Source organism: Azospirillum picis (genome assembly GCF_017876115.1).
Classification (GTDB): Bacteria; Pseudomonadota; Alphaproteobacteria; order Azospirillales; family Azospirillaceae; genus Azospirillum; species Azospirillum picis.
On sequence record NZ_JAGINO010000020.1, the window covers coordinates 78838 to 100022 of the forward strand.

At 69.2% G+C, this 21185-nt stretch carries 21 protein-coding genes and 1 tRNA gene; 8 read left to right on the forward strand and 14 right to left on the reverse strand.

From position 1 onward, the window contains the following. Window positions 1–53 precede the first annotated feature (53 nt). On the forward strand, window positions 54–254 hold the full coding sequence (locus tag J2850_RS23120; protein ID WP_209986954.1) for a hypothetical protein: 201 nt from the start codon (window positions 54–56) through the stop codon (window positions 252–254). A gap of 116 nt (window positions 255–370) precedes the next feature. Beyond that, window positions 371–775 carry a hypothetical protein gene (locus J2850_RS23125; protein WP_209986958.1) on the forward strand — a complete coding sequence of 135 codons (405 nt, stop codon included), beginning with the start codon at window positions 371–373 and terminating at the stop codon, window positions 773–775. Between the two features lie 342 nt (window positions 776–1117). Here J2850_RS23125 and J2850_RS23130 read toward each other — a convergent pair whose 3' ends face one another. Continuing rightward, a complete protein-coding gene (locus tag J2850_RS23130) occupies window positions 1118–2038 on the reverse strand; it encodes a hydrogen peroxide-inducible genes activator (RefSeq protein WP_209986962.1) in 921 nt (306 codons plus the stop codon). 237 nt (window positions 2039–2275) lie between these two features. Here J2850_RS23130 and nhaA point away from each other — a divergent pair, with 237 nt between their 5' ends. Together nhaA and J2850_RS23140 are read left to right on the forward strand one after the other, a co-directional pair. After that, window positions 2276–3493, forward strand: a complete 1218-nt coding sequence (gene nhaA, locus J2850_RS23135; protein ID WP_209987154.1) for a Na+/H+ antiporter NhaA — start codon at window positions 2276–2278, stop codon at window positions 3491–3493. 231 nt (window positions 3494–3724) lie between these two features. Beyond that, window positions 3725–4501: a hypothetical protein gene (locus J2850_RS23140; RefSeq protein WP_209986964.1), complete on the forward strand. Its 777-nt coding sequence runs from the start codon at window positions 3725–3727 to the stop codon at window positions 4499–4501. Between the two features lie 132 nt (window positions 4502–4633). On the opposite strand, the gene J2850_RS23145 is transcribed toward J2850_RS23140, so the two are convergent. After that, complete coding sequence (locus J2850_RS23145) at window positions 4634–5785, reverse strand: PA0069 family radical SAM protein (RefSeq protein ID WP_209986967.1); 1152 nt, start codon at window positions 5783–5785, stop codon at window positions 4634–4636. Between the two features lie 213 nt (window positions 5786–5998). On the opposite strand from J2850_RS23145, the gene ahcY reads away from it, so the two are divergent. Continuing rightward, window positions 5999–7297: an adenosylhomocysteinase gene (gene ahcY, locus J2850_RS23150; RefSeq protein ID WP_209986970.1), complete on the forward strand. Its 1299-nt coding sequence runs from the start codon at window positions 5999–6001 to the stop codon at window positions 7295–7297. A 111-nt stretch (window positions 7298–7408) separates the two neighbouring features. On the opposite strand, the gene J2850_RS23155 is transcribed toward ahcY, so the two are convergent. The 4 genes from J2850_RS23155 to J2850_RS23170 all read right to left on the reverse strand — a co-directional run bounded on the left by J2850_RS23155 (window position 7409) and on the right by J2850_RS23170 (window position 10873). Next, complete coding sequence (locus tag J2850_RS23155; RefSeq protein WP_246513428.1) at window positions 7409–8596, reverse strand: TIGR03862 family flavoprotein; 1188 nt, start codon at window positions 8594–8596, stop codon at window positions 7409–7411. A gap of 144 nt (window positions 8597–8740) precedes the next feature. Further along, window positions 8741–9007: a hypothetical protein gene (locus tag J2850_RS23160; protein ID WP_209986973.1), complete on the reverse strand. Its 267-nt coding sequence runs from the start codon at window positions 9005–9007 to the stop codon at window positions 8741–8743. Between the two features lie 228 nt (window positions 9008–9235). Continuing rightward, window positions 9236–9811 carry an SH3 domain-containing protein gene (locus J2850_RS23165; protein WP_209986976.1) on the reverse strand — a complete coding sequence of 192 codons (576 nt, stop codon included), beginning with the start codon at window positions 9809–9811 and terminating at the stop codon, window positions 9236–9238. Window positions 9812–9838: 27 nt separating this feature from the next. Next, entirely contained in the window at window positions 9839–10873 is a 1035-nt protein-coding gene (locus J2850_RS23170; protein ID WP_246513410.1) for a hypothetical protein, read from the reverse strand. 363 nt (window positions 10874–11236) lie between these two features. Here J2850_RS23170 and J2850_RS23175 point away from each other — a divergent pair, with 363 nt between their 5' ends. Then, window positions 11237–11554: a ribbon-helix-helix domain-containing protein gene (locus J2850_RS23175; RefSeq protein ID WP_209986982.1), complete on the forward strand. Its 318-nt coding sequence runs from the start codon at window positions 11237–11239 to the stop codon at window positions 11552–11554. 57 nt (window positions 11555–11611) lie between these two features. On the opposite strand, the gene J2850_RS23180 is transcribed toward J2850_RS23175, so the two are convergent. Both J2850_RS23180 and J2850_RS23185 read right to left on the reverse strand, forming a co-directional pair. Then, entirely contained in the window at window positions 11612–12490 is an 879-nt protein-coding gene (locus J2850_RS23180; RefSeq protein ID WP_209986985.1) for a TIGR01459 family HAD-type hydrolase, read from the reverse strand. 40 nt (window positions 12491–12530) lie between these two features. After that, window positions 12531–13763, reverse strand: a complete 1233-nt coding sequence (locus J2850_RS23185; RefSeq protein ID WP_246513414.1) for a glycosyltransferase family 4 protein — start codon at window positions 13761–13763, stop codon at window positions 12531–12533. 117 nt (window positions 13764–13880) lie between these two features. Here J2850_RS23185 and J2850_RS23190 point away from each other — a divergent pair, with 117 nt between their 5' ends. Both J2850_RS23190 and J2850_RS23195 read left to right on the forward strand, forming a co-directional pair. Next, a complete protein-coding gene (locus J2850_RS23190; protein ID WP_209986988.1) occupies window positions 13881–14714 on the forward strand; it encodes an alpha/beta hydrolase family protein in 834 nt (277 codons plus the stop codon). A gap of 69 nt (window positions 14715–14783) precedes the next feature. Continuing rightward, window positions 14784–14874 (forward strand) — tRNA-Ser (locus J2850_RS23195). Window positions 14875–15497: 623 nt separating this feature from the next. Here J2850_RS23195 and J2850_RS23200 read toward each other — a convergent pair. From J2850_RS23200 to J2850_RS23225, 6 genes are all read right to left on the reverse strand, one after another. Continuing rightward, a complete protein-coding gene (locus tag J2850_RS23200; protein ID WP_209986990.1) occupies window positions 15498–17090 on the reverse strand; it encodes a terminase large subunit in 1593 nt (530 codons plus the stop codon). Beyond that, entirely contained in the window at window positions 17062–17442 is a 381-nt protein-coding gene (locus J2850_RS23205) for a phage terminase small subunit P27 family (protein ID WP_246513416.1), read from the reverse strand. The genes J2850_RS23200 and J2850_RS23205 overlap by 29 nt, the downstream gene beginning before the upstream one ends. A 133-nt stretch (window positions 17443–17575) precedes the next feature. Next, window positions 17576–17896 carry an HNH endonuclease signature motif containing protein gene (locus J2850_RS23210; RefSeq protein WP_209986996.1) on the reverse strand — a complete coding sequence of 107 codons (321 nt, stop codon included), beginning with the start codon at window positions 17894–17896 and terminating at the stop codon, window positions 17576–17578. Window positions 17897–17911: 15 nt separating this feature from the next. After that, a complete protein-coding gene (locus J2850_RS23215; RefSeq protein ID WP_209986998.1) occupies window positions 17912–18337 on the reverse strand; it encodes a hypothetical protein in 426 nt (141 codons plus the stop codon). 13 nt (window positions 18338–18350) lie between these two features. Next, window positions 18351–19928 (reverse strand): phage major capsid protein, encoded by a 1578-nt coding sequence (locus J2850_RS23220; protein WP_209987000.1) that lies wholly within the window; start codon window positions 19926–19928, stop codon window positions 18351–18353. After that, window positions 19921–21147, reverse strand: a complete 1227-nt coding sequence (locus J2850_RS23225; RefSeq protein WP_209987003.1) for a phage portal protein — start codon at window positions 21145–21147, stop codon at window positions 19921–19923. Before J2850_RS23225 ends, J2850_RS23220 begins: the two co-directional genes overlap by 8 nt. Window positions 21148–21185 lie beyond the last annotated feature (38 nt).

Below are 21185 nucleotides of genomic sequence, written 5' to 3' on the forward strand. Positions count from 1 at the left end.
CGGACCGGCCCCGCTCCGCCGGCTCCCGCCGCGGCCCCGGCCGGGAGGACGCCATGACGGCGGCCCTGCACCTGATCCGCCTGCCTGCCGATGTCCGGGCTCCGTCGCGCCGGGCTGCCGAACGCCGGCTCGGCCAGACCGAGGGCGGCGGCTTCGACGACGGCCGGGCGCTGCACCAGCGGCCACCCACTCTCTTCGGGTTAGGCTCTCAGAGAGATCGCGCCTGGGTTGACCAGATCTTTGAGATACCATAAAATTTCGACGCTATTCGAATAATGAAGATGAACTCTGTACCAGTCAAAGCCATCCATCGAGTCTTTCCCACAGAGCAAGTCATTCCGGTTGCCGCCCATCAGATAAAGGATCCGACATGCGACGCCTATCCGTTGTCCTGGTCTGCCTCGCACTTCAAGGATGCGCGGGTTCTCCCTTGTCCAATTTGGTCTCGGGCCAGCGTTATCAAACCACGTCGGACATCACGGCGTCCTGGGTGGGATCGTCCGAAGACGATCTGGTCCTCTCATGGGGCTCGCCGCAGAACAGCCACGTGATGAACAACGGATCGAAGATGATCGGCTATCAATATTCGTGGCTGACGAACGGGAGCCATTCGCAAGAGTGGGGGTACGTGCCCGATTACGCGCTTTGCGAGCAGCGCTTCCTGGTCGAAGACGGCATCATCACGCGCTGGTATTCTTCCGGCGATTGCCCCAAGCGGCCCAAGGGAGCCAAGCTGATTCCGGCCAGCACCCCGGTCCCCAAGCCGACCCTGTGACCTCGTCGCCCGAGGCGCGAAGCACCGGCCATGGTTTCCCGCCTTCACCTTGAACTGCGCGAAACCATGGCCGCAATTCTCACGGCCGGCTTTCACCCGCTCCGATCTATTCGCTGGCGAACGACCTGGCGGCGTCGGCGATCGGGCCGCTCAGGGACGGGGCGTTGGGCGGATGCGGCACGCCGTCGCAGGACAGCGGGCGGCCGAGCCGACCTATGGCGGCAGGCCCTCCACCGCCGACGCTTCGCGGCATCGGGAGAGCGCGGCCGGTGGCCGAGGGTCTGCGATGCGCGGCCGGGCAGGGGGCCGGTGCGGCCATGCCGGCCGGCGCGAAGAACGGGCTCAGCCTTGCTGCTCCGGTTCTTCCCAGGGAAGCAGGCATGTCCGGATGGTCTCGGCCAGCAGGGCATAGGTGCTCTGGCGAGGCGATGAGCGCCGCCAGACCATCATGATGTCACGGACCGGAGCGCCCCTGGTCAGGGGACGTGCCACGACCAGCTTCTCGCGCAGGACGTCCGAACGCACATACAGCGCCGGCAGCAGCGAGAGGCCCATTCCCGTCGCCACCATCTGGCGCAGGGTATCCAAGGTGGTCCCGGCATAGTCGCGGGCATGGATGGCGCCCACCTCGCGGCAGAGCGCCGCGATCCGGTCATGCAGGCGATGCCCCCGCTCCATGGTCAGGATGGTCTCTCCCGCCAGATCCTCAGGCCGCACCGTCTCCCGGGCAGCCAGGCGATGGTCGGCCGGAAGCACCAGGTGCAGAGGCTCGCGGATCAGGCGGACCGACGTGAAGTCCGCATGGTTGGGGTCGTCCGGCAGGAGCAGGACGTCATGGACGCCGTCGGACAGCTTCCTCGGCAGGGTCTCCAGCCGATCCTCGCGGACGACGACGCGCAGATGCGGGAAGGATCCGCGCAGCGAGGGCATGGCCAGCGAGAGGACGTAGGCTCCCACGGTTTGCACCACCCCCATCTGCAGCGTTCCCTGCAGGGCGTTCGGGTCGTCGCGGCGGGCGATCTCGCGGATGTCCTCCACCTCGGCGAGGATGCTTCGCGCCCGGCGGGCGATTTCCGAGCCGACGGGCGTCAGAAAGACCCGCGCGCGCGTCCGCTCCACCAGTTGGCTTCCCAGCCGCGCCTCCAGTTCCTTCACCTGCATGCTCAGTGTCGGTTGGGTGACATGGCAGAACTCCGCCGCCCGGCTGAAGCTCAGGGTGTCGGCCACGGCGACGAGATAGCGCAACTGCTGGATGCTGGGCATGCGGCTATCTTATAGAAAATCCCTATAACCAACAACGATGATATCGATTTTCCATTTCCTCCCCGCTGTGCTGTTTGTGGGACAGGGCCGCTGTTCGCCGGCCGGGCAAAGTCTCGGCGGCAAGAACGCGGCGGCAAGAACTCTATGGCCAAACCCTGTTGAAGGCGTGTGCTGCGTGCGCCGGGCGAACCCCAGAAACGGAGACGTGGATCAACCCTGTCCAGGAAGCGCAGTCCCATGTATGAAAATCAGGCATCGCAGCCGAAAGTTCATAAGGCCCGGCTCATCATCCGGCAGTTTCTTGAAAATTCATCCTCGGGCGGCATTGTTCTCATCGCGGCCGCCCTGCTGGCCTTGCTTGTCGCCAACTCGCCGCTCCACGGCCTGTATGTGGATGGCCTCGCTGCTTACATCGGCGGCCTTTCGGTGCTGCATTGGGTCAATGACGGGCTGATGGCCCTCTTCTTCCTCATGGTCGGGCTGGAGATCAAACGCGAGATGATCGACGGCCAGTTGTCGACATGGTCCAGGCGGATCCTTCCCGGTTCGGCCGCCATCGGGGGCATGATCGGACCCGCGGTGATCTATCTTGCGTGCAATCTTGGTGGGAACGGCCAGCCCGGCGGATGGGCGATTCCGGCCGCGACCGACATCGCCTTCGCACTCGGCGTGCTGTCCCTGCTCGGCCCGCGCGTGCCGATGTCCCTCAAGGTGTTTCTGACGGCTCTGGCCATCATCGACGACCTGGGGGCCGTGATCATCATCGCGCTGTTCTACACCGGCAACCTGGACGCCACGGCGCTCGGTGCGGCCGGCGTGGTCACCGCGATCCTGATCGGCCTGAACCGGTCCGGCGTCAGGGCGCTGTCGCCCTATCTCGGGCTCGGCGCGGTTCTGTGGTTCCTCATCCTGAGGTCGGGCGTGCATGCGACGCTGGCGGGCGTCGTGCTGGCCCTGACCATCCCGCTGCGGCCGGGGCCGGCGGCCTCGGACGGCACCGACTCGCCGCTGCACAGGCTTGAGCACGCCATCATGCCGTGGGTAACCTTCGCCATCGTTCCGGTTTTCGGCTTTGCCAACGCCGGTGTTTCGTTTGCGGGAACCTCGCTCGCCTCGCTGGTCCAACCCGTGCCGCTGGGCATCGCGCTCGGCCTTTTCCTCGGCAAGCAGAGCGCCATCTTCCTGACCGTGTTCGCCGTGGTCCGGCTCGGTTGGGCCGATCTGCCCCTCCACGCGACCTGGCGCCAGGTCTACGGTGTCTCGCTCCTGTGCGGCATCGGCTTCACCATGAGCCTGTTCATCGGCCTGCTCGCCTTTCCGGACAGCCCCGCCATGCAGAACGACCTGAAGCTCGGCGTCATTCTGGGGTCCGTGCTCTCCGCCTTCAGCGGGGCATTGCTCCTGCGGACGGCACGGCCGGCAGCGGAGAAGGCGGTGCCATCGGCCCGACGGTAGGGCGCTCTCCAAGCGGCATCCGTCGCCGCATCACGGAGGGCAAGGCGGCCGGGACGTCCGGCCGCCGCCATCGCGGAACGGGGATTCCGCACGGGCCGCGATGTTCCCCGGCGGGCCTCATCGCCTGCCGGCATTTCTCGGTGGCCGACGGAAAGGTCTTTGCACCAAAATCCCAATTTCAGAAAAAATTCCTATAACCTCTCCGCAAGTCGCCTCTTGCGGAGCCACGCCATGCCGATCGACGCCAGTGCCCTCACCCAGGACCGTCTCCCCCGCTGGGCGGAGGAGCCGCCGGTTCCCTCCGGCGGCTCGCTGGTCCCCGGATCGCAGTTCCATGAGGACCAGTGGATCATGGCCGCCGGCATGCTGGCCCGCGGCAACTCCTTCCTTCAGGTTTCCCGCGCCATGGGCTGCAGCCGCACCACGCTCTGGCGGGCCTACTACGGGTCGAAGGATCTCCGCATCCGTGTCTGGTGGGAGCGCGAGGCGCTGAACCGCGAGGCCGAGTTGCGCCTGTCCTCGCTGCGCGCCCTGGTGGCCGAGCAGATCGAGCGGCTGGTCTCGGCCGGCGATCCCTCGACCGTGCGCTGGCTGGCCGAGCGGCTCGGCCTGTTCGCCGGCCTCGACGCCCCGGCTGCCGGCGACCGGCGCCGCCCCCCGTCGCCGTCCCCCGCGCTCTCCACCGCGGCCGGCCTTGCCCCGGCCGCGTCCGCCGAAGCCGTTTCCGATCCGGCCGGCCGACGGCCTTCCCCTCCACGCCGCGACCCCGGCGTTCCCGCCGACCGGCCGGCGGTCACCGTTCCCGAACTCGACGACGAACATCCCGGCGCCTGGCGCGAGCGCACGCCGCGCGATCCCGCCATCGTCGCCGCCATCCTGGCCCGTCCGGAGGCCGCCGGGCCGAAGGCCGTCCATCCCTGGGCCTTCAACCCGCAGGAGGATTTCCCCAACCTTGTCCCGGAACCGGTGAGCCGCCGCGGGGCCGGCGCCTTCCCGCGCACCCTGTAGGCGGCCGGGATGGAACAGCGGCAGGAAAAACGTTCCATGCCGTTCCAGCCGCCGGCGCTCCCCTCGACGCCCGTCTCCACGCTCCCTTTAAGGCTTCCCTCGACGCCGGAACGGGCATCACGGCCGCACCCCTCACAGCAGCGACAACTGGTCGCCCTTGGCCGGCGGCGGACGGAAGCGCGTGCAGTCCAGCCGCCAGCTCCGCTCGCCCAGCCCCAGCCTGCGGCAGGCCAGCCTGAAGCGGTGGCGCAGCAGCTCGGCATAGGGGCCGGTGCCGGTCATCCGCGTGCCGAAGCCGGAGCGGTAGAGCGCGCCGTCGCGGCTCTGCCGCATCAGGCTCAGCACGCGGTCGGCGCGGTCGGGCGCGTGGACGCGCAGCCACTCCTCGAACAGGGTGGCGATCTCCAGCGGCAGGCGCAGCAGGATGGTGCTGGCGGCGGTCGCCCCGGCTTCGGCCGCCGCCTCCAGGATCGCCTCCAGCTCGTGGTCGTTCAGCGCCGGGATCATCGGGCTGGCCAGCACCGACACCGGCACGCCGGCGCGGGCGAGGTCGCGGATGGCGTCCAGCCGGCGCGGCGGCGTGCTGGCCCGCGGCTCCATCACGCGGGCGAGGCCGCGGTCGAGCGTCGTCACCGACAGCGACACCGCGGCCAGCCCCTCGGCCGCCATCGGTGCCAGGATGTCGAGGTCGCGCAGCACCAGCGCCGACTTGGTGATGATGCTGACCGGCTGGTTGAAGGCGCGGCAGACCTCCAGCACGCGCCGGGTGATGCCCTCCGTCCGCTCGACCGGCTGGTAGGGGTCGGTGTTGGCGCCCAGCGCCAGCGGTTTGCAGGCGTAGGACTTCGCCCGCAGCTCCCTGGCCAGCAGCTCCGCCGCGTTGCGCTTGGCGAACAGCTTCGTCTCGAAATCCAGCCCCGGCGACAGGTTGAGATAGGCGTGGGTCGGCCGGGCGAAGCAGTAGATGCAGGCGTGCTCGCAGCCCTGGTAGGGGTTCACCGACTGGTCGAAGGCGACGTCCGGCGACTGGTTGCGCGCGATGATCGAGCGGGCCGAGGCCGGCGAGACGGTGGTGCGGACGGGATCGGACAGCGCCCCGTTGCCGCCCTCCTCATAGCCGGTCCAGCCGTCGTCGGTCAGGGCGCGGGTCTCGCGCTCGTAGCGGCCGGTGGCGTTGCTGACCGCGCCGCGGCCCTTGACCGGCGGCCGCCGGATCTCGTCCGGCGGCTCGTGCCACTCATCGTCCGGCAGCTCGCGCCACGCATCGTCCGGGGTCTCGTCCATGCCCGCCAGCTTAGCCGCGGCGGATTGGAACGTAAAGGGAACAAACGGTCCGAGGGAAAGGTCGCATATATAAAGATATCTTTATGCTTGCATGGATGTCCGCCCGCTGATAGATCCACGGTCAATTCATGTCGGCATGGCCGGACGTCCGGCCGATCCCTCACCGCCGCCGCACCACCGCTCTCATCACCGCCCTCCAGGAGTTTTCCCCGCATGGCCGCCGAATTCACGGACTACAAGGTCAAGGACATCAGCCTCGCGACCTGGGGCCGCAAGGAGATCACCATCGCCGAGACCGAGATGCCGGGCCTGATGGCCCTGCGGTCCGAATTCGGCGATGCCAAGCCGCTGGCCGGCGCCCGCATCGTCGGCTGCCTGCACATGACCATCCAGACCGCCGTGCTGATCGAGACGCTGACGGCGCTCGGCGCCACCGTGCGCTGGTCGTCCTGCAACATCTTCTCCACCCAGGACCAGGCCGCCGCCGCCATCGCCGCCGCCGGCATCCCGGTCTTCGCCTGGAAGGGCGAGACGGAGGAGGAGTTCTGGTGGTGCATCGAGCAGACCCTGCGCGGGCCTGACGGCTGGACCCCGAACATGATCCTGGACGATGGCGGCGACGTCACCCAGATCATGCACGACAAGTATCCGGAGATGCTGGCCGGCGTCCGCGGCCTGTCGGAGGAGACCACCACCGGCGTCCACCGTCTCTACGAGATGATGAAGAAGGGCACGCTGAAGGTCCCGGCCATCAACGTGAACGACAGCGTCACCAAGTCGAAGTTCGACAACCTCTACGGCTGCCGCGAGTCGCTGGTCGACGGCATCAAGCGCGCCACCGACGTCATGGTCGCCGGCAAGGTCGCCGTGGTCGCCGGCTACGGCGACGTCGGCAAGGGCTCGGCCGCCAGCTTGCGTTCGCAGGGCGCCCGCGTCCTGGTGACGGAGATCGACCCGATCAACGCGCTCCAGGCCGCGATGGAAGGCTACCAGGTCGTGACGATGGACGAGGCGGCGCCGCAGGGCGACATCTTCGTCACCGCCACCGGCAACGTCGACGTCATCACGCTCGACCACATGCGCGTCATGAAGGACCGGGCCATCGTCTGCAACATCGGCCACTTCGACAGCGAGATCCAGATCGAGGCTCTCCGCAACTACAAGTGGGAAGAGGTCAAGCCGCAGGTCGACGAGGTCGTCTTCCCCGACGGCAAGCGCCTGATCGTGCTCGCCCAGGGCCGCCTGGTGAACCTGGGCTGCGCCACCGGCCACCCCAGCTTCGTGATGAGCGCCAGCTTCACCAACCAGGTGCTGGCCCAGATCGAGCTGTGGGCCAACCACGCCAACTACGAGAACAAGGTCTACGTCCTGCCCAAGCACCTGGACGAGAAGGTGGCCCGCCTGCACCTCGACAAGATCGGCGCCCGGCTGACCACTCTGACCGACAAGCAGGCCGAATACATCGGCGTCAAGGCCACCGGCCCCTACAAGCCGGACCACTACCGCTACTAAAGCGGCCGTGGGGTTGAGCGGAAAAAAAAGAGGGCCGTCCCGTCAGGGCGGCCCTTTTTTCTTGGAAGGCTTGACGGGGTGCCGGCTTTCGCCGACCCTCGCAACGCCATTTCAGCCGGTGGCCGTCCGCTCCAGCCACTCCACCATTCCCTTGCCGGCCGCCACCCCCATGGCGAAGCAGCCCTGCAGCAGGTAGCCGCCGGTCGGGGCCTCCCAGTCCAGCATCTCGCCGGCCAGGAACAGGCCGGGGCGGCGGGCCAGCATCAGCCGCTCGTCCAGCTCGGACAGCCGCACGCCGCCGGCCGAGGAGATGGCGCGCTCGATCGGGCGCACGCCGGTCAGCACCACCGGCAGCTCCTTGATCCGGCGGGCGAGCGCCGCCGGGTCGGCCAGCTCGGCGGCGGGGGCGAACTCGCGCAGCAGGGCGGCGCGCGGGCCGGCCAGCGACAGCGCCTTCTTCAGGAAGGTCGCCAGCGATTCCGCACCGCGGCGGCGCAGGCGCCGGGCCAGTTCGGCCTCCGGCATGTCCGGCAGCAGGTCCAGCGTCAGGGTCGCCCAGCCCTCCGCCGCGATGGCGTCCCGCAAGGGCGCGCTCAGGGCGTAGACGGCGCCGCCCTCGATGCCGGCCTCGGTGATGACGAACTCGCCCTTCAGCCGGCGGCGGGTGCCGGACCGGTCGATGGCCGACAGGCCGACGCTCTTGACCGGCTGGCCGGCGAAGCGCCCGCGCAGGTGGTCGGACCACGGCACCTCGAAGCCCATGTTGGACGGCGCCAGCGGCGCCACCCCCACCCCCAGCCCCTCCAGCAGCGGCACCCAGCCACCGTCGGACCCCGTGCGCGGCCAGCTCGCCCCGCCCAGCGCCAGCAGGGCGGCGCGCGGAGCGGCGGTGACGGCTTCCCCGCCATGGCGGAAGGCCAGCGCGCCGTCCCCGGTCCAGCCGGTCCAGCGGTGGCGGCCGTGCAGGGTGACGCCGAGCCCGTCCAGCCGCCGCAGCCAGGCCCGCACCAGGGTCGAGGCCTTCATCTGCACCGGGAAGACGCGGCCGCTGCTGCCGACGAAGGTCTCGATGCCCAGCCCGGCCGCCCAGCCGCGCAGGTCGTCGGGCGTGAAGCCGGCCAGCAGGCGGCGGAACAGCGGCTCGGCCGTGCCGTAGCGCGGCAGGAAGCGGTCGGGCGGTTCGGAATGGGTCAGGTTCAGCCCGCCGCGCCCGGCCAGCAGCAGCTTGCGCGCCGGGGTCGGGGTGTGGTCGAACACGGCGACCCGCAGGCCGGCACCCGCGGCGATCTCCGCCGCCATCAGCCCGGCGGGGCCGGCACCGACGATGGCCACGTCAGGGGTGTGGTGGGGCACTGGAAACGGCTTTCGGCGGTTGGTGGGCGCATCCGCCCCCTCCCTCCCGCGTCCGGGCGGAGGAAGGGGGCGCCGGGAACTGGAGCCGCCTCAGTCGTCGTAATCCTGGTCCTGGGCGACCTCTTCGGCGAGGTCGGCGGCGAGATCGGCGAAATAGCCGGCGTCGACCTCCAGGCCGTTCTCCTCGCAGATGCGCATGAAGATGCGGTAGGCGTGCAGGATGGCGACGTCGAGGACGACGAGATCGCCTTCCTCGCTGTGACGGTCGGCGACGTCCCGTTCCTGAAGGGTGGCGACGATGTCGTGAGCGGCGGCCTGCAGGACCGCGTCCATGGCTTGTTTGTGTTGGGTCGACATCGTGGTGGATCCTTAGTGCCGGTCGAGCTTCGCGCCCCCGCCCGGCCGGACCGGCGCCGCATGGCCGGCGGGGGTGGCCGAACCGTCGGAGGGGACGGGCGCGTCGGGGGCTCCGTTCGTCCGCGAAAGTTCGGCCTCCCCTTTGTTGTAGAATCCTTTTTCGGGGCCGAACAAGCCCCTTCACGGCGACCGCCGGGCGGCCTTCGGGGTAACCGCCTGCCCTCCGGGTCAGCGCCCCACCGGCGCCAGCAGGGCGCTGCCGACATAGCCCAGCGCCCGCCCGTCGCGCCCCACCCTGTACCAGGTGCCGGCGGCCTCCAGCACGGTGACCCGGTCGCCGGCCTCCAGCACGTCCAGCACCTTGGCGTCGCAGGCCGGCGCGACCCGCAGGTTGCCCGCCGCGCGCAGCCGGGCGAGGCTGCCGGCGGCGAGGCCGGGGCGGCGCGCCGCCGTGAGGGCGTCCGGCAGGGCGCAGCCGCGGTCCTCCGCGGCGGCCTTGGCGTAGGGGGCGGCCGCCGGCGGCGGCTTTGCCGGGGGCGGGGTGGGGGAGGGGGAAGGCTCCGCCGCTCCGGGGGCAGTGACCGGGGACAGCGGCGGCGCCGGTTCCGGCGGATGCTCCCACAGGATGCCGGGCTCCAGCGGGGGAGAGGCCGGCGCGGCCAGGGTCAGGCGGGGCAGGTCGACGATCGGCGCGGCGGTCGGGGTGGCGTGTTCGGCCGGTGCCGCGGCGGCGCTCCGGCCCGCCGGCACCAGTGCCAGCAGCAGCGCCAGCGCCACCCATCCAAGTCCGCAGAGGTTTCGCATCGCCCGCCTCCGTCCGTCGGTCCCTTGTCAGTCCAGCGTGATGCGGGCGATCAGCGTCGGCAGGGTCTGGCAGCGCAGCAGCCCGTCCAGCGTCTGGTGGGCGGTCAGCCGCAGCGTCAGGGCGCAGCCGAACGAGTTCACCGCCAGCTCGGTCTGGGCCAGCGTGCCGGCGATGCTGGACGGCCGCGCGATGCTGTAGCCGGGCGCGCCGAGCTTGCCGGCCAGTGCGCCGTTGACCGGGGTGAAGCCGTCGACCTCCAGCGTCATCGGTCCCATGTTGCGCACCACCGCTTCGGAGCCGGGATCCTCCTTGGTGGCGTAGAGCTGGACCGGGATGGCGCGGCGCCGCGCAATCCAGTCCTTCAGGGCCAGGTTGGCCAGGACCGCGTCGCGGCTCTGCAGCGCCGCCTCCATCGCCAGTTGGCGCAGCGCCGGGTCGTTGCCGCCGAGCGCCGCCTCGAAGGCGGCGAGGCGCACCGCCCGGTCGGGGCCGGTCATCCTGCCCCGCAGCTCGGTGATCTGGGCGGCGCGCGCAGCCTCCTCGGCCGCCCGCTGCGCGCTGTCGCGGTCGATCTGGTCGCGCATGCTCTTCGCCTCCGGCGTCCCGGCCATCACAATGCGGCCGGGCAGTTCGGCGGCCGGCCGGCCGATGCCGTCGAGGACCTCGGGGTTCTGCGGCGCGAGCGCGAGAGTCCAGCCGCCGTCGGCACGGGTGGCGAGCGCGGTGGCGATCCAGCTTTTGACCAGGCCGGGCTCCGCCGCCGGGCGCAGGACGGTGACCGGCCCGTCCCGGGCCTCGACGAGATAGGTCGGCGCCCCCAGCACCACCCTTGCCGTCACCCGCGCCACGGCTTGGGGCTCAGCCTGGGTCCGGGATGTGGGCGTGGCGGGGGCGGGCGGTGCCGGCAGCGGCTCGACCGCCACCGATTCGACGCGCCAGGGAGGCGGAACGAGCCGTTCGACCTGGGTGCGGATGGCGCTGTTGGTGAACGGGGTGGTGCCGTCGTCGGACGGCCCGGCGGCCTCTGCGGCGGCCGCGAACCAGAGGGCGGCCATGACCATCGCGACGCATCCCGTGAATCGCCCATGTGTCGGTCGCACCATCGTCGATCCCTTCCGCGCCGATCCCTTCCGCCGTCGCCGCGCTCCCTTCGCCCCTGCGGCGGAGCGCGCCCGGATCCGACGGGGGCACGCCGGCACTGGTATAGCGAAGGCGAAGGCAAGGGAAGCGGCATTTCCCGGCAACCGCTCGTCCGTCGGGTGTCTTCATTGCGCGCATGCGCCGGATTGTCGCGGCAATCCGCGACCATGGGTCGAAAAGGGCTTGGACGGCACACGCCGCTTGCAATATCGTCACACAAATGGATGTATTGGCCCCGCGAGAGCGGGCAAGTAACGCACAACGGATGGGGAACAGGATTTCCGATGGCGGGCACGGGCGGAGGTAAGGACGGGCCGGGGTTGGTCTGCCGCAACGTGAAAGTGAGCGGCCGCCGCACAAGCCTGAGAATGGAACCGTATATCTGGGATTCGTTGAAGGAAATCTGCGAGCGCGAAGGACTGACGCTGAACGACCTCTGTACCCAGATCGACGAACGGAAGGGGGAGGCGAATCTTACCGCGTCCATCCGCGTCTTCATCGTCAGCTATTATCGCACCGCCGTCGTCACCCGCGGCTTTTCCGAGGACGGCCCATCGCCCCTGCTGCGCAAGGCGCTCGACGACGCGGTCCCGCTGGACTGACGGTGGGCGGGGCGGTGGTCGCCCCGCTCCCCGCTGCAGCCGAACCGCGCGGCCGGCTCACCAGCGCAGGCTCGGCGTCGCGTAGGTCGGCATGTGGCCGGTGGCATCCGCCAGGGCGCGCAGGTTGACCGGGTTCACAGCTTCGCCCCACGCGGCCCCGCCCAGCTCTTCCTGGTGGATGCCGGCGGTGACCAGCGCCACGTCGATGCCGGCGGCGTTCGCCCCGGCGACGTCGGTGCGCAGGCTGTCGCCCACCGCCAGGATGCGGCTCTTGTCGGCGATGCCCAGCAACTCGAAGCAGCGCTGATAGACCGGGGCATGCGGCTTGCCGTGCTGGCGCACGTCGCCCCCCATCTGCTCGTAGCGGGCGGCCAGCGTGCCGGCGCAGATCACCATCATCGGCCCGACCATCACCACCAGATCGGGATTGGCGCAGACCATCGGCAGGTTGGCGGCGCGGCAGGCGTCGAGCTGCGGCTGGTAGTCCTCCAGCGTCTCGCCGAAGGTGACGATGCCGGTGTTGACGACGAAGTCGGCCTCCTCCGGACGCTCCACCACCTCGTAGCCGAGCCCATCGTAAATGTCGGTGTCGCGCGCCGGGCCGATGTGGAGGAGGCGCCGGCCGAGGGCGGCATGCCAGGGATCGTTGCGGTCGCGCAGGGCCTCGTAGGTCGCCTCGCCCGACGTCATGACATGGTGGTAGCGCTCGCGCCCCATCCCCATGCCGGCCAGCTTCTCGACCGCACCGGGGGTGCGGCGCGGCGCGTTGGACAGCAGGCACAGGGTCTTGCCGGCGTCGCGCATGCGGTCCACGCAGTCGGCGACGCCGGGATAGAGCTGTTCGCCGTCGTGCAGCACGCCCCACAGGTCGAGGATGAAGCCGTCGTAGCGGTCGATGACCTCGGCGATGCCGGAAATCTGTCGGATGTCGGCCATGGTGTCCGGTCGGTTGATGGAGGGGAAGCGGCGGGGAGGATCAGCGGGGTTGCAGCAACTCCGCATAGACCGCCAGGGTGTCGGCGCACATGCGGTCCTTGGTGTAACGGTCGGCGACGAAGGCCATGGCGCGGGCGCCGATGGCGTCGCGCTGCTCCGGCGTCAGCGACAGCGCCTCGTCCAGCGCGCGGGCAAGCGCGTCCGCGTCGTCCGGCGGCACCACCCAGGCGGTCTCGCCGGGGATGACGGTCTCCTGGTAGGCGCCGATCGCCGAGACGATCACCGGCTTGCCCATCGCCTGCGCCTCGACGATCACCCGCCCGAAGGCTTCCGGCTCGCGCGAGGCGGAGACCACCACCGTGGACAACAGGTAGGCCGCCGCCATGTCGCTGCAATGGTCGGTCATCCGCACCACCCCGCGCAGGCCGGCGGCGGCGATGCGGTTCTCCAACTCCCCGCGGTAGCCGCTGCGGCCCTGGTCGGAGCCGACCAGCAGGGCGAGCACGTCCTTGCGCCCCAGCTTGGCCAACGCGTCGATCAGCACGGTCTGACCCTTCCAGCGGGTCAGCCGGCCGGGCAGCAGGATGACCGGCCGGTCGTCGGGCAGGTTCCACTGCTTGGCCAGCGTGACCAGCCGCGCCGGGCTGACCCGGTCGGGGGCGAAGACGGCACGGTCGATGCCGCGGTGGATGACGCGCACCCGCTGCGGGTCGACGTCGTAGTTGGACAGCACATGGTCGCGGATGAAGCCGGAGATGGCGATCACCCGCTCCCCGCGCGCCATCACCGAATTGTACCAGCGCTTCAGCCGGCCGCCAAAATTGTAGGGGGCATGGAAGGTGGTCATGTAGCGCGCGCCGGTGGCGCGGCAGGCCAGCCAGGCACTCCAGGCCGGGGCACGGGAGCGGGCATGGACGATGTCCACCTTGTACCGGCGGATGATGGCGGCGAGCCGGCGGGCATTGCGGCGGATGACCAGCGGGTTCTTGGAACCGAGCGGCAGCGTCAGGTGGGTGATGCGTGCCCGGTCCAGCTCCCGCACCATAGGTCCGCCTTCCGACGCCACCAAGGGCGTGCCGCCTGCGGCCTGCAGCGCCAGCGCCATGTCGATGCAGCCGCGCTCGGCCCCGCCGGTGACCAGGGTCGGCACCACCTGCAGCACCGTCGGCGCCCGTCCGCCGGGCCAGGGTCCGCCCGCACCGGCGGGTTTCCCGTCGGCAGTGGCGTCGTTGCCGGGGAAAGGAGCGGTGGTAAGGTGGGGATCTAAGTCCATGATGCCGGCTGCTCGCAAGGGGCGGCCCCGGAGGAATAGCGGGCCCGGCGCACCCGGTTCCGTCGAGGCCGGAGGTCCGGACCTTGAGGCCGGTGTCCGTTGTCGAGGGGGTACCGAATGACCGAATCCGCAGCCGCCGCGGGCGGCGCGCACCATAGCCTAACGCGCGGTGCGGCGACCATAGCCTATTGCCACACCCCTGCCGGCCCGGCCGGGCAGGGGCTTCCCGGCGTGATGTTCCTGGGCGGCTTCATGTCCGACATGACCGGCGGCAAGGCAACCGCGTTGGAAAGATGGGCAGTGGCGCAGGGGCTGTCCTTCACCCGCTTCGACTACCAGGGCCACGGCGCTTCGAGCGGCCGCTTCGCCGACGGCACCATCGGGCTGTGGGCCGACGACGCGTTGGCTGTGCTGGACCAGGTGACCAGCGGACCGCAGATCCTGGTGGGCTCCTCGATGGGCGGTTGGATGATGCTGCTGACGGCCTTGCGCCGGCCCGAGCGGGTCGCCGGGCTGGTCGGCATCGCGCCGGCCCCCGACTTCACCGAAGAGCTCATGTGGGACATCTTCGACGAGGGCGTCCGTCGGCAGATCCTGGAAGACGGTGTCTGGAACCGTCCCTCGGACTATGGGCCGGAACCGCAACCGATCACCCGTGCCCTGATCGAGGACGGCCGCAGCCATCTGCTGCTGCGCAACCCCGGTGGCGGTCCCAGTGGTGCCAGTATCGCGTTCGACGGCCCCGTCCGGCTGCTGCACGGCCAACGTGATCCGGACGTTCCCTGGCAGCTCAGCCTGCGAATAGCCGAAGCGCTGACCGGTGACGACGTGAGCGTCACCCTGGTGAAGGACGGCGACCACCGTCTGTCCCGTCCCCAGGACCTTGATCTCCTATGCCGTACCGTAGGCGCCCTGGTGCACCAAAGCGCCGGCGTGACGGGAAAGGCATAAAAATCGTCGGAACGATGCAATCGAGGGCTTGCATCGCCGAAAGCCTCTGGCTATAAACCGGGCCTCTGCGGAGGGGTGGCCGAGTGGTTGAAGGCGCACGCCTGGAAAGTGTGTATACGTCAAAAGCGTATCGAGGGTTCGAATCCCTCTCCCTCCGCCACGAAATTAGCCCAAGCAATTGATTTGCTTGGGCTTTTTCGTATCCAGAAAACGCCTTCCCCACAGTTTACCCCACATTTTTCGACGGATTGACGCCGCTGTCAGCGGACGTTCGCGGACGGAAGCCCCTTTCCCACGGATCGCCGGAAGCTTCGCCTGCATTGGTGTTGCGCACCGCGGAGAGGGCAAGGCTAGAGAGTAGGGGCAAAACAGCGTCCCCAGCGTCCGCAGCGTTCCCGCACTGGCTATCTAGTTCAAAAGGCTTGATAATACTGGGGACGTAGGTCGGAGTGGCAGCGTCCCCGCCAGCGTCCCCATTTCGTTCCCTTGAAATCCACACGCGGAAGATGCATTCTACTGAGCGTGGACGCTTACGGGGACAGTAGTCTCCGGGCTGTCAGTGTCAGCTTGTTGCGCAGTGTCGCCTATAATGTTCCTCGGCGGGATCTTCATTCTTACAATGGTAATGCTGGTCATCAGCGACCGGAAGGGAGAGGTCACCATGGGAACTAACGGAAACCTGTCAAACTTTGTTGTCGGTTACATCGCCAGCATCGCCGCAACTCTGACTCTGTCACCGTAAGCGCCTACAATACTTAAACGTGACAACATGAGTAGCTTCGATCAGACGAAGAACTCATCGTCCGGCAAATCCAGATCGTAGATCGAGCCTCCGGCCTCGCCGTGCTGCGCCAGCGACACAGCGATGGCGCAGGCCACGGCACCGTCGATCCGCTCCCGTGCCTTGCCCTTGCTGAACAGCCGGTTGCCGGCCCGGTCGGTCTCCACCTGGATGTTGTCGAAGCACCAGCGCAGCACCTCATGCCCGCCGTGCTGGAACTGCCGCCCGATGATGGCGCGCTCCAGCTCCTTGATCGCCGGCGCCATCGTCACCCACCCCTGCCGCACCTCCACGGCCGGATAGCCGTCCTCGGTTAGCGTATTCAGCGTGGAGCGGGCCAAGTGCGGGTCGATGCCCACCGACACCACGTTGAAGCGGTCGCACAGGTCGCGGATGCAGTCCTCCACCGCGCGGAAGTCGACCACGTTGCCCGGGGTCGGCTCGATCAGCCCGTCATCGGCCCAGCGGACATAGGGCACCCCATCCCGGTCTTGCCGGCCGCGCAGGTTGTCACCTGGGCAGAAGAAGTGGGGCAGCACCGCATAGCCGGTGCCAACCCGCCAGCACGCCACCACCACCGTCAGATCCGAGTTGCTGGAGAGGTCCACCCCGAGCCAGCACGGGGCGCCCGCCAGCGCGTCGAGGTCGAGCGGCGCCGCGCCCGCGTCATAGACGGGCATCTCCACGAACGGGTCGGTCGAGTGGTCGAGCCAGACGTTCAGATGCAGTTGCCGGAACGCCTCCCGATCGGCCGGCCGGTTCTCCGCCTCGCGGGCAAGCTGGCGTAGCCCCTCGATGTCGGGGAAGCCGTGGGCCAAGCCCGGGTTGGCCCGGTACCAGACCGCTTCATCCCGCCAATCGGCATCGGCCGCCGTCTCGAACAGCACCGGCAGGGTGCCGGGGTCGTCGATCTCTCCGCGGGCGACTCGGCGGGCATAGTCTACGATGTCGTGGGCGACGTTCTGCTGGCCCCGGCCGGCCGTGCTGATGACGACGCACAGGGAGCCGGGCACCTTCACCAGACCGGTGCGGATCACGTCCCACAGGTCGCGTTTGGGCCAAGCGTGCAGCTCGTCCACCAGGGCGAAGGTGGGGGTGGTGCCGTGGGAGCGGGCCGCGTCGCAGGAGATGGCGCGAAGCTGGCACCCGCTTTTGGGATGTTCGATCCGGTGCCGGTAGTCGATGAAGCGCAGCCGGTCGCCGATGCGTGGGTCCTCTCTGCAGATCCCGGCAGCCTCCTCGAAGCCAATGCGGGCCTGTTCGCGATCCGACGCGGCGAACAGCGCCAGCCCGCCGGGCACCCGCTCCGGGCCGATGGTGTGCAGCAGCCCCAGGCCGGCGCCCAGGCTGGTCTTGCGGCCGCCGCGGGGCAGCAGCATGACGACGTTGCGGACGATCCGCCGGCCGTCCGGGTGGCGCGGGCCGTAGATGCGGCGGACCAGGCGCTCCTGAAAGTCGGCAAGCTGGAAGCCGCGCTTGCGCAGGGTCGATTTCGGGTGGCGCAGCACGCGCAGGAAGTCGACGGCGCGTTGCCCATAGCCCAGCGGGTCGGGGATGTCGGAGCCGTCAGAGATCCAGGCCGGAAAGGTCGTCATCGTCGTTTTCCGTGGGAGCGGCCTTGTTGCGGCTGGCCGGGGTCAAGCCCAGCTCGGCCGCCAGCCGGCGGCTTTCGGTCAGGGCCTGGAACATGGTCTGGAAGGCGGGATGCCGCCGCACCTCGCCCTTCGCGCTGGTGATGGTGTCGCCCTCGCTGGCAAGCGTCGCCTGCATGCGGCGCACGGTGCCGGCGGCCAAACAGTAGGCTTCCAGCATGGGCAGGTCTTCACGGGTCAGCGTCTTGCGGGCACGCAGGCCGGGCACCACCCGGCGCCATTCGGCCTTGGCCTCGGCCGGCAGCCAGGACGGGGCCGGCGGCAGCCGGGCCAGCCCGCCGTCGATCGCCTTCAACTCTGGTTTCCGTCCACGCATCGCCCCATCCCCTTATCCGATTTGCTCAATTCGCCTCTCTCGCGAGCGAGACCCCACACCGGTACCCGGCCCCATCCCAGGAAATTGGAGACCCCCTATCCCCAACCCCTTGCTATTCCTGCATTTTGCCGTGGGTCTTGCGATTGTGATGCAGCCGACAGAGCGTTTGCAGGTTGGACGGGGCAAGCCGCAGCTCGGGACGCTCCCGGATGCTGGCCTTGTGGTCCACGTCCACGCCCTCGGTCGATCCGCACACCACGCAGCCAGGATGCGTCTCCAGATGACGGCGACGCAGCCGGTACCAATCCGAGTCATAGCCGCGCTGGTGCCGGTTGGGCCGGGCGGCCTCGGCAGCCTTGGAGCAACGCGGGCACGCCCGGCCGGCAGGGACCAGGGCGCCGCATTTGCAGATGCGAGGGGGAGCGTACGGCATGCCGAAGCGGCCTCGTCAGCCCGGCGGGTTGGCGGTGGGGGCGTTGACCGGGTGCCCCAGGATCGCCACGGCCCCCAGGTTCGCCGCACTGGCGTTGCCGGCCGGGGTGACGGTCAGGCGCTGGTACCGCTTGCCGCCGACATAGCCCAGCTTGCGGGCCTTGCCGTCGTCGGCCGCGGTGAAGCCGGCCAGGGCCTCGGTGCCCACCAACAGCGCGTCGGGCACCTCCTCCGCATCGGACAGGTTCGGCGCGTCGCCATGCTCCAGCTTCACGGCGAAGGTGGCGTCCGCATCGGCCAGCGTGCCGGTGAGGATGACGAAGGTCACGGAGCCGAAGCCCAGCCGATCCACGATGGACGAGACGATGGCGGTGTTGTCGGTCGGCGCCGTGCCGGGCGGGATGACGGTGACGGGGTGGATGTTGCTCATCAGGTCGCGCATGGTCGCTCCTCCCTCAGTTCGCCGCGATGTGCAGCTTGCGCAGGGCTTCCGACTTGCGGACCCCGCCGGCCACCCGCTTGCGGGCATGGAAGCGGCACTTGCCCTTGGTGCGCTGCGTCAGGTCGTCGCGCAGCAGGGAGAAGCCCACCCGATCGAACACCCGGTAGCCCTGCGCGAAGTCGCCGAACACCAGGGGCACGGCGCCGCCGGCCACGTCGGGCATATCGGGCAGCTCCACCACCGGTCGGCCCAGGATGGTGGTGACGGGCGAGCCGGCCAGCCCCGACATGGACAGCAGGTATTCGCCTCCCGTGGTCTTCAGCTTGCGGATCGCCCCGAGCGTGGTCGAGTTCATCCCCCACACCGCGTTGGTGCGGTAGGGCGACGGCAGGGCGTGGAACAGGTCGATCAGCGAGTCGGCGGTGATCTTGGTCGCGTCGCCGCTCGCCACGGTGGGGATGGTGGTGTCCGACATGAAGCCCATCGGGCGCTTCACGCCGTTGCCCAGGACAAACGCCTCACCCTCGGCCTGCCCGAACTCTCCAGCCAAATCGCTGGCAACCTCGGCAAAGATGTCGACCGCGGCGTCCTCCAGGGTGGAGAACGCGACATCGACATAGGCCACGATCTCCTTCACCTCCCAGGTGGACTTGCCGTAGCGGCTGCCGGTCTCGGTGTCCTCCCGATCCTCCAGCTCCTCCACCCACGTCGCGGTGGGACGGCCGATGCGCTTGGGCAGCTCCACCGATCCGCGCGCCGTGTTGCGCACCGTCGCCAGTTGGCGCACGGGCGACCACAGGACGATGTTCTTGTCCACTTCGGCGATGAACTCGGCCGGGGCGAGGTAGCCGGCGCTGGGATCGTCGCCGGTACGCATCGCCTTCACCTCCGTGAACTCCATGCCGGCCGTGCCGTGACGGAGGTACGACTCGAACGCCTTGCGCTCCGGGGCATCGGTGCCCTTGGTCTCGGCGGGTGCGGTGCCCGGCCGGCGGAGCGTGGTCTCCACCTTGCCCAGCCGGTCGGTGATCGGTGCCAGCGCCGCGGTGATGGCAGCGGTCATCTTGGTCTCGACCCCGGCGACCAGCTCGGCCGTCTTGGTCTCCAGCGCGGCCAGATCGGGCGCGGTGGTCTCGTCTTCCATGGTGCTCTCCTCGGTGATGGCCGCACCTGCGGCCGGGGCAGACTTCACACTCAGCACCCGTGCCCGGCTCGATGCCGGCCGGCGCACGATGCTGACTTCCTGCAAGTTGACTTCGACCAGCACCCGCCGGCCGGTGGTGTCGCGGTGGGCCTTGGTGGCGACGTAGCCGATGGACAGCCCATCCAGCCGGCCGCCCCGCAGGTCCGCCAGCGTCGCCGGATCGGTGACGATGCCGCGGACCTTCAGGCCGATGTCGTCCTCTGCGGCTTCGATCCACTGGCCGATGGGCACGCCCTTGTGCTCGCGCAGCATGAGCGGCAGCCCAATGGCGAGGCTGCCGTGATAGGCGCCCGGCTGCACCACGTCGTTGACCGCATCGGCCGGGCCGCCGAACAGGCTGGCGTACCCGATCACCTCGCCCTCGGGGGAGACCTTCACCTCAAGCATCGGTCGCCCCCATGGTTCCGCCAGCGCCGCCGGTTGTCGGAGCGGGCGCGGTGTTGACCGGCCGCATGAAGGTCTCGCCACCCTCATAGCCGGGCATGTTTTCCTTCCCCCGCGCCTCGTTCGGGTTCAGCACGCCGCTGTTGATCGCCTTGCTGTAGGCTTCAAAGCGGGCGGCGATGTCGGCGCGGGCGATGTCGTTCACCTCAAATTCGAAGTAGTGGGTTTCGCGCTCCACAGGCGTCAGGAGGGTGATCGCCATGGCGTCACACCACAGCCGCAGGATCGGCAGCATGCAGAAGGTCAGGAACTGCTGCCCCATGCTCTCGGCATTGGCATGGGTGGCGCGGTCCATCTCGTTGACCAGATGCAGCGGCACCCGCCAGAAGCGGCTCACTTCCTCCACCTGAAAGCGGCGCATCTCCAGGGTCTGCGAGTCGACGCTGGTCAACTGGACCTGTTGGAAGTCCATGGCGTCGCTCAGGATCATGATCCGCTTGCCGGTCACGCCCTGGTAGAAGTTGGAGAACATGGCGCGGACCCGCCGGAACTGCTCCTCCCCCAGCGTCCCCTTGACCTTCAGCAGCCCCGACGGCTTGGCGCCGTTGCCGAACAGGGAGCCGCAGTGGCTTTCCAGGGTCAGGGCAAGGCCGATAGCCTCCCGGCCCAGCGTGACGGGCGAGGCGCCCTTGTGGACGTCCAGCCCGACGCCGCGGATGTGCAGGATCTCGGAGCGGTCATACTCGCGGGCGGGCAGTGCCGTGTTGCTGGTGCCGACCATGTAGACCGGCGCCATGGTGCGCGGGTCCTGGCGGACGGAGACGGCGCGGGGATCGAGCGGGATCAACTCCACCACCCGGCCGGCGGTGTCCCGGTTCACGAAGGCATAGGCGTTGCCGTGGGTGGCGAAGTGGGTTCCAAGCACCAGGCGGAACTCGCTGGCCGGCGTCCAGTCGTTCGCGGCCTTGGTCACCAGCGCGGAGACGGGATGGTCGGTAGCGCGCTCCCGGTCGTCGCCCGTCCGGCGGTACAGGTGCGGCGTCAGTTGCTCGATGGTCTCGGCAATGACCTTGATGCAGGCGAAGGAGACCGAACAGCGCATGGCGGACTCGGGCGAGACCGACACTCCCGCGGCCGTGGGCAGGGCGCCGCCGGTCAGCAGCTCATAGCCGTCGTCGCTCTTGCGTTCGGTGAAGAGGCTGTTCTTGATCCACCCAAGCATATGGCATCCACCACAAGAGAGAAGGCGGCCATATTCTA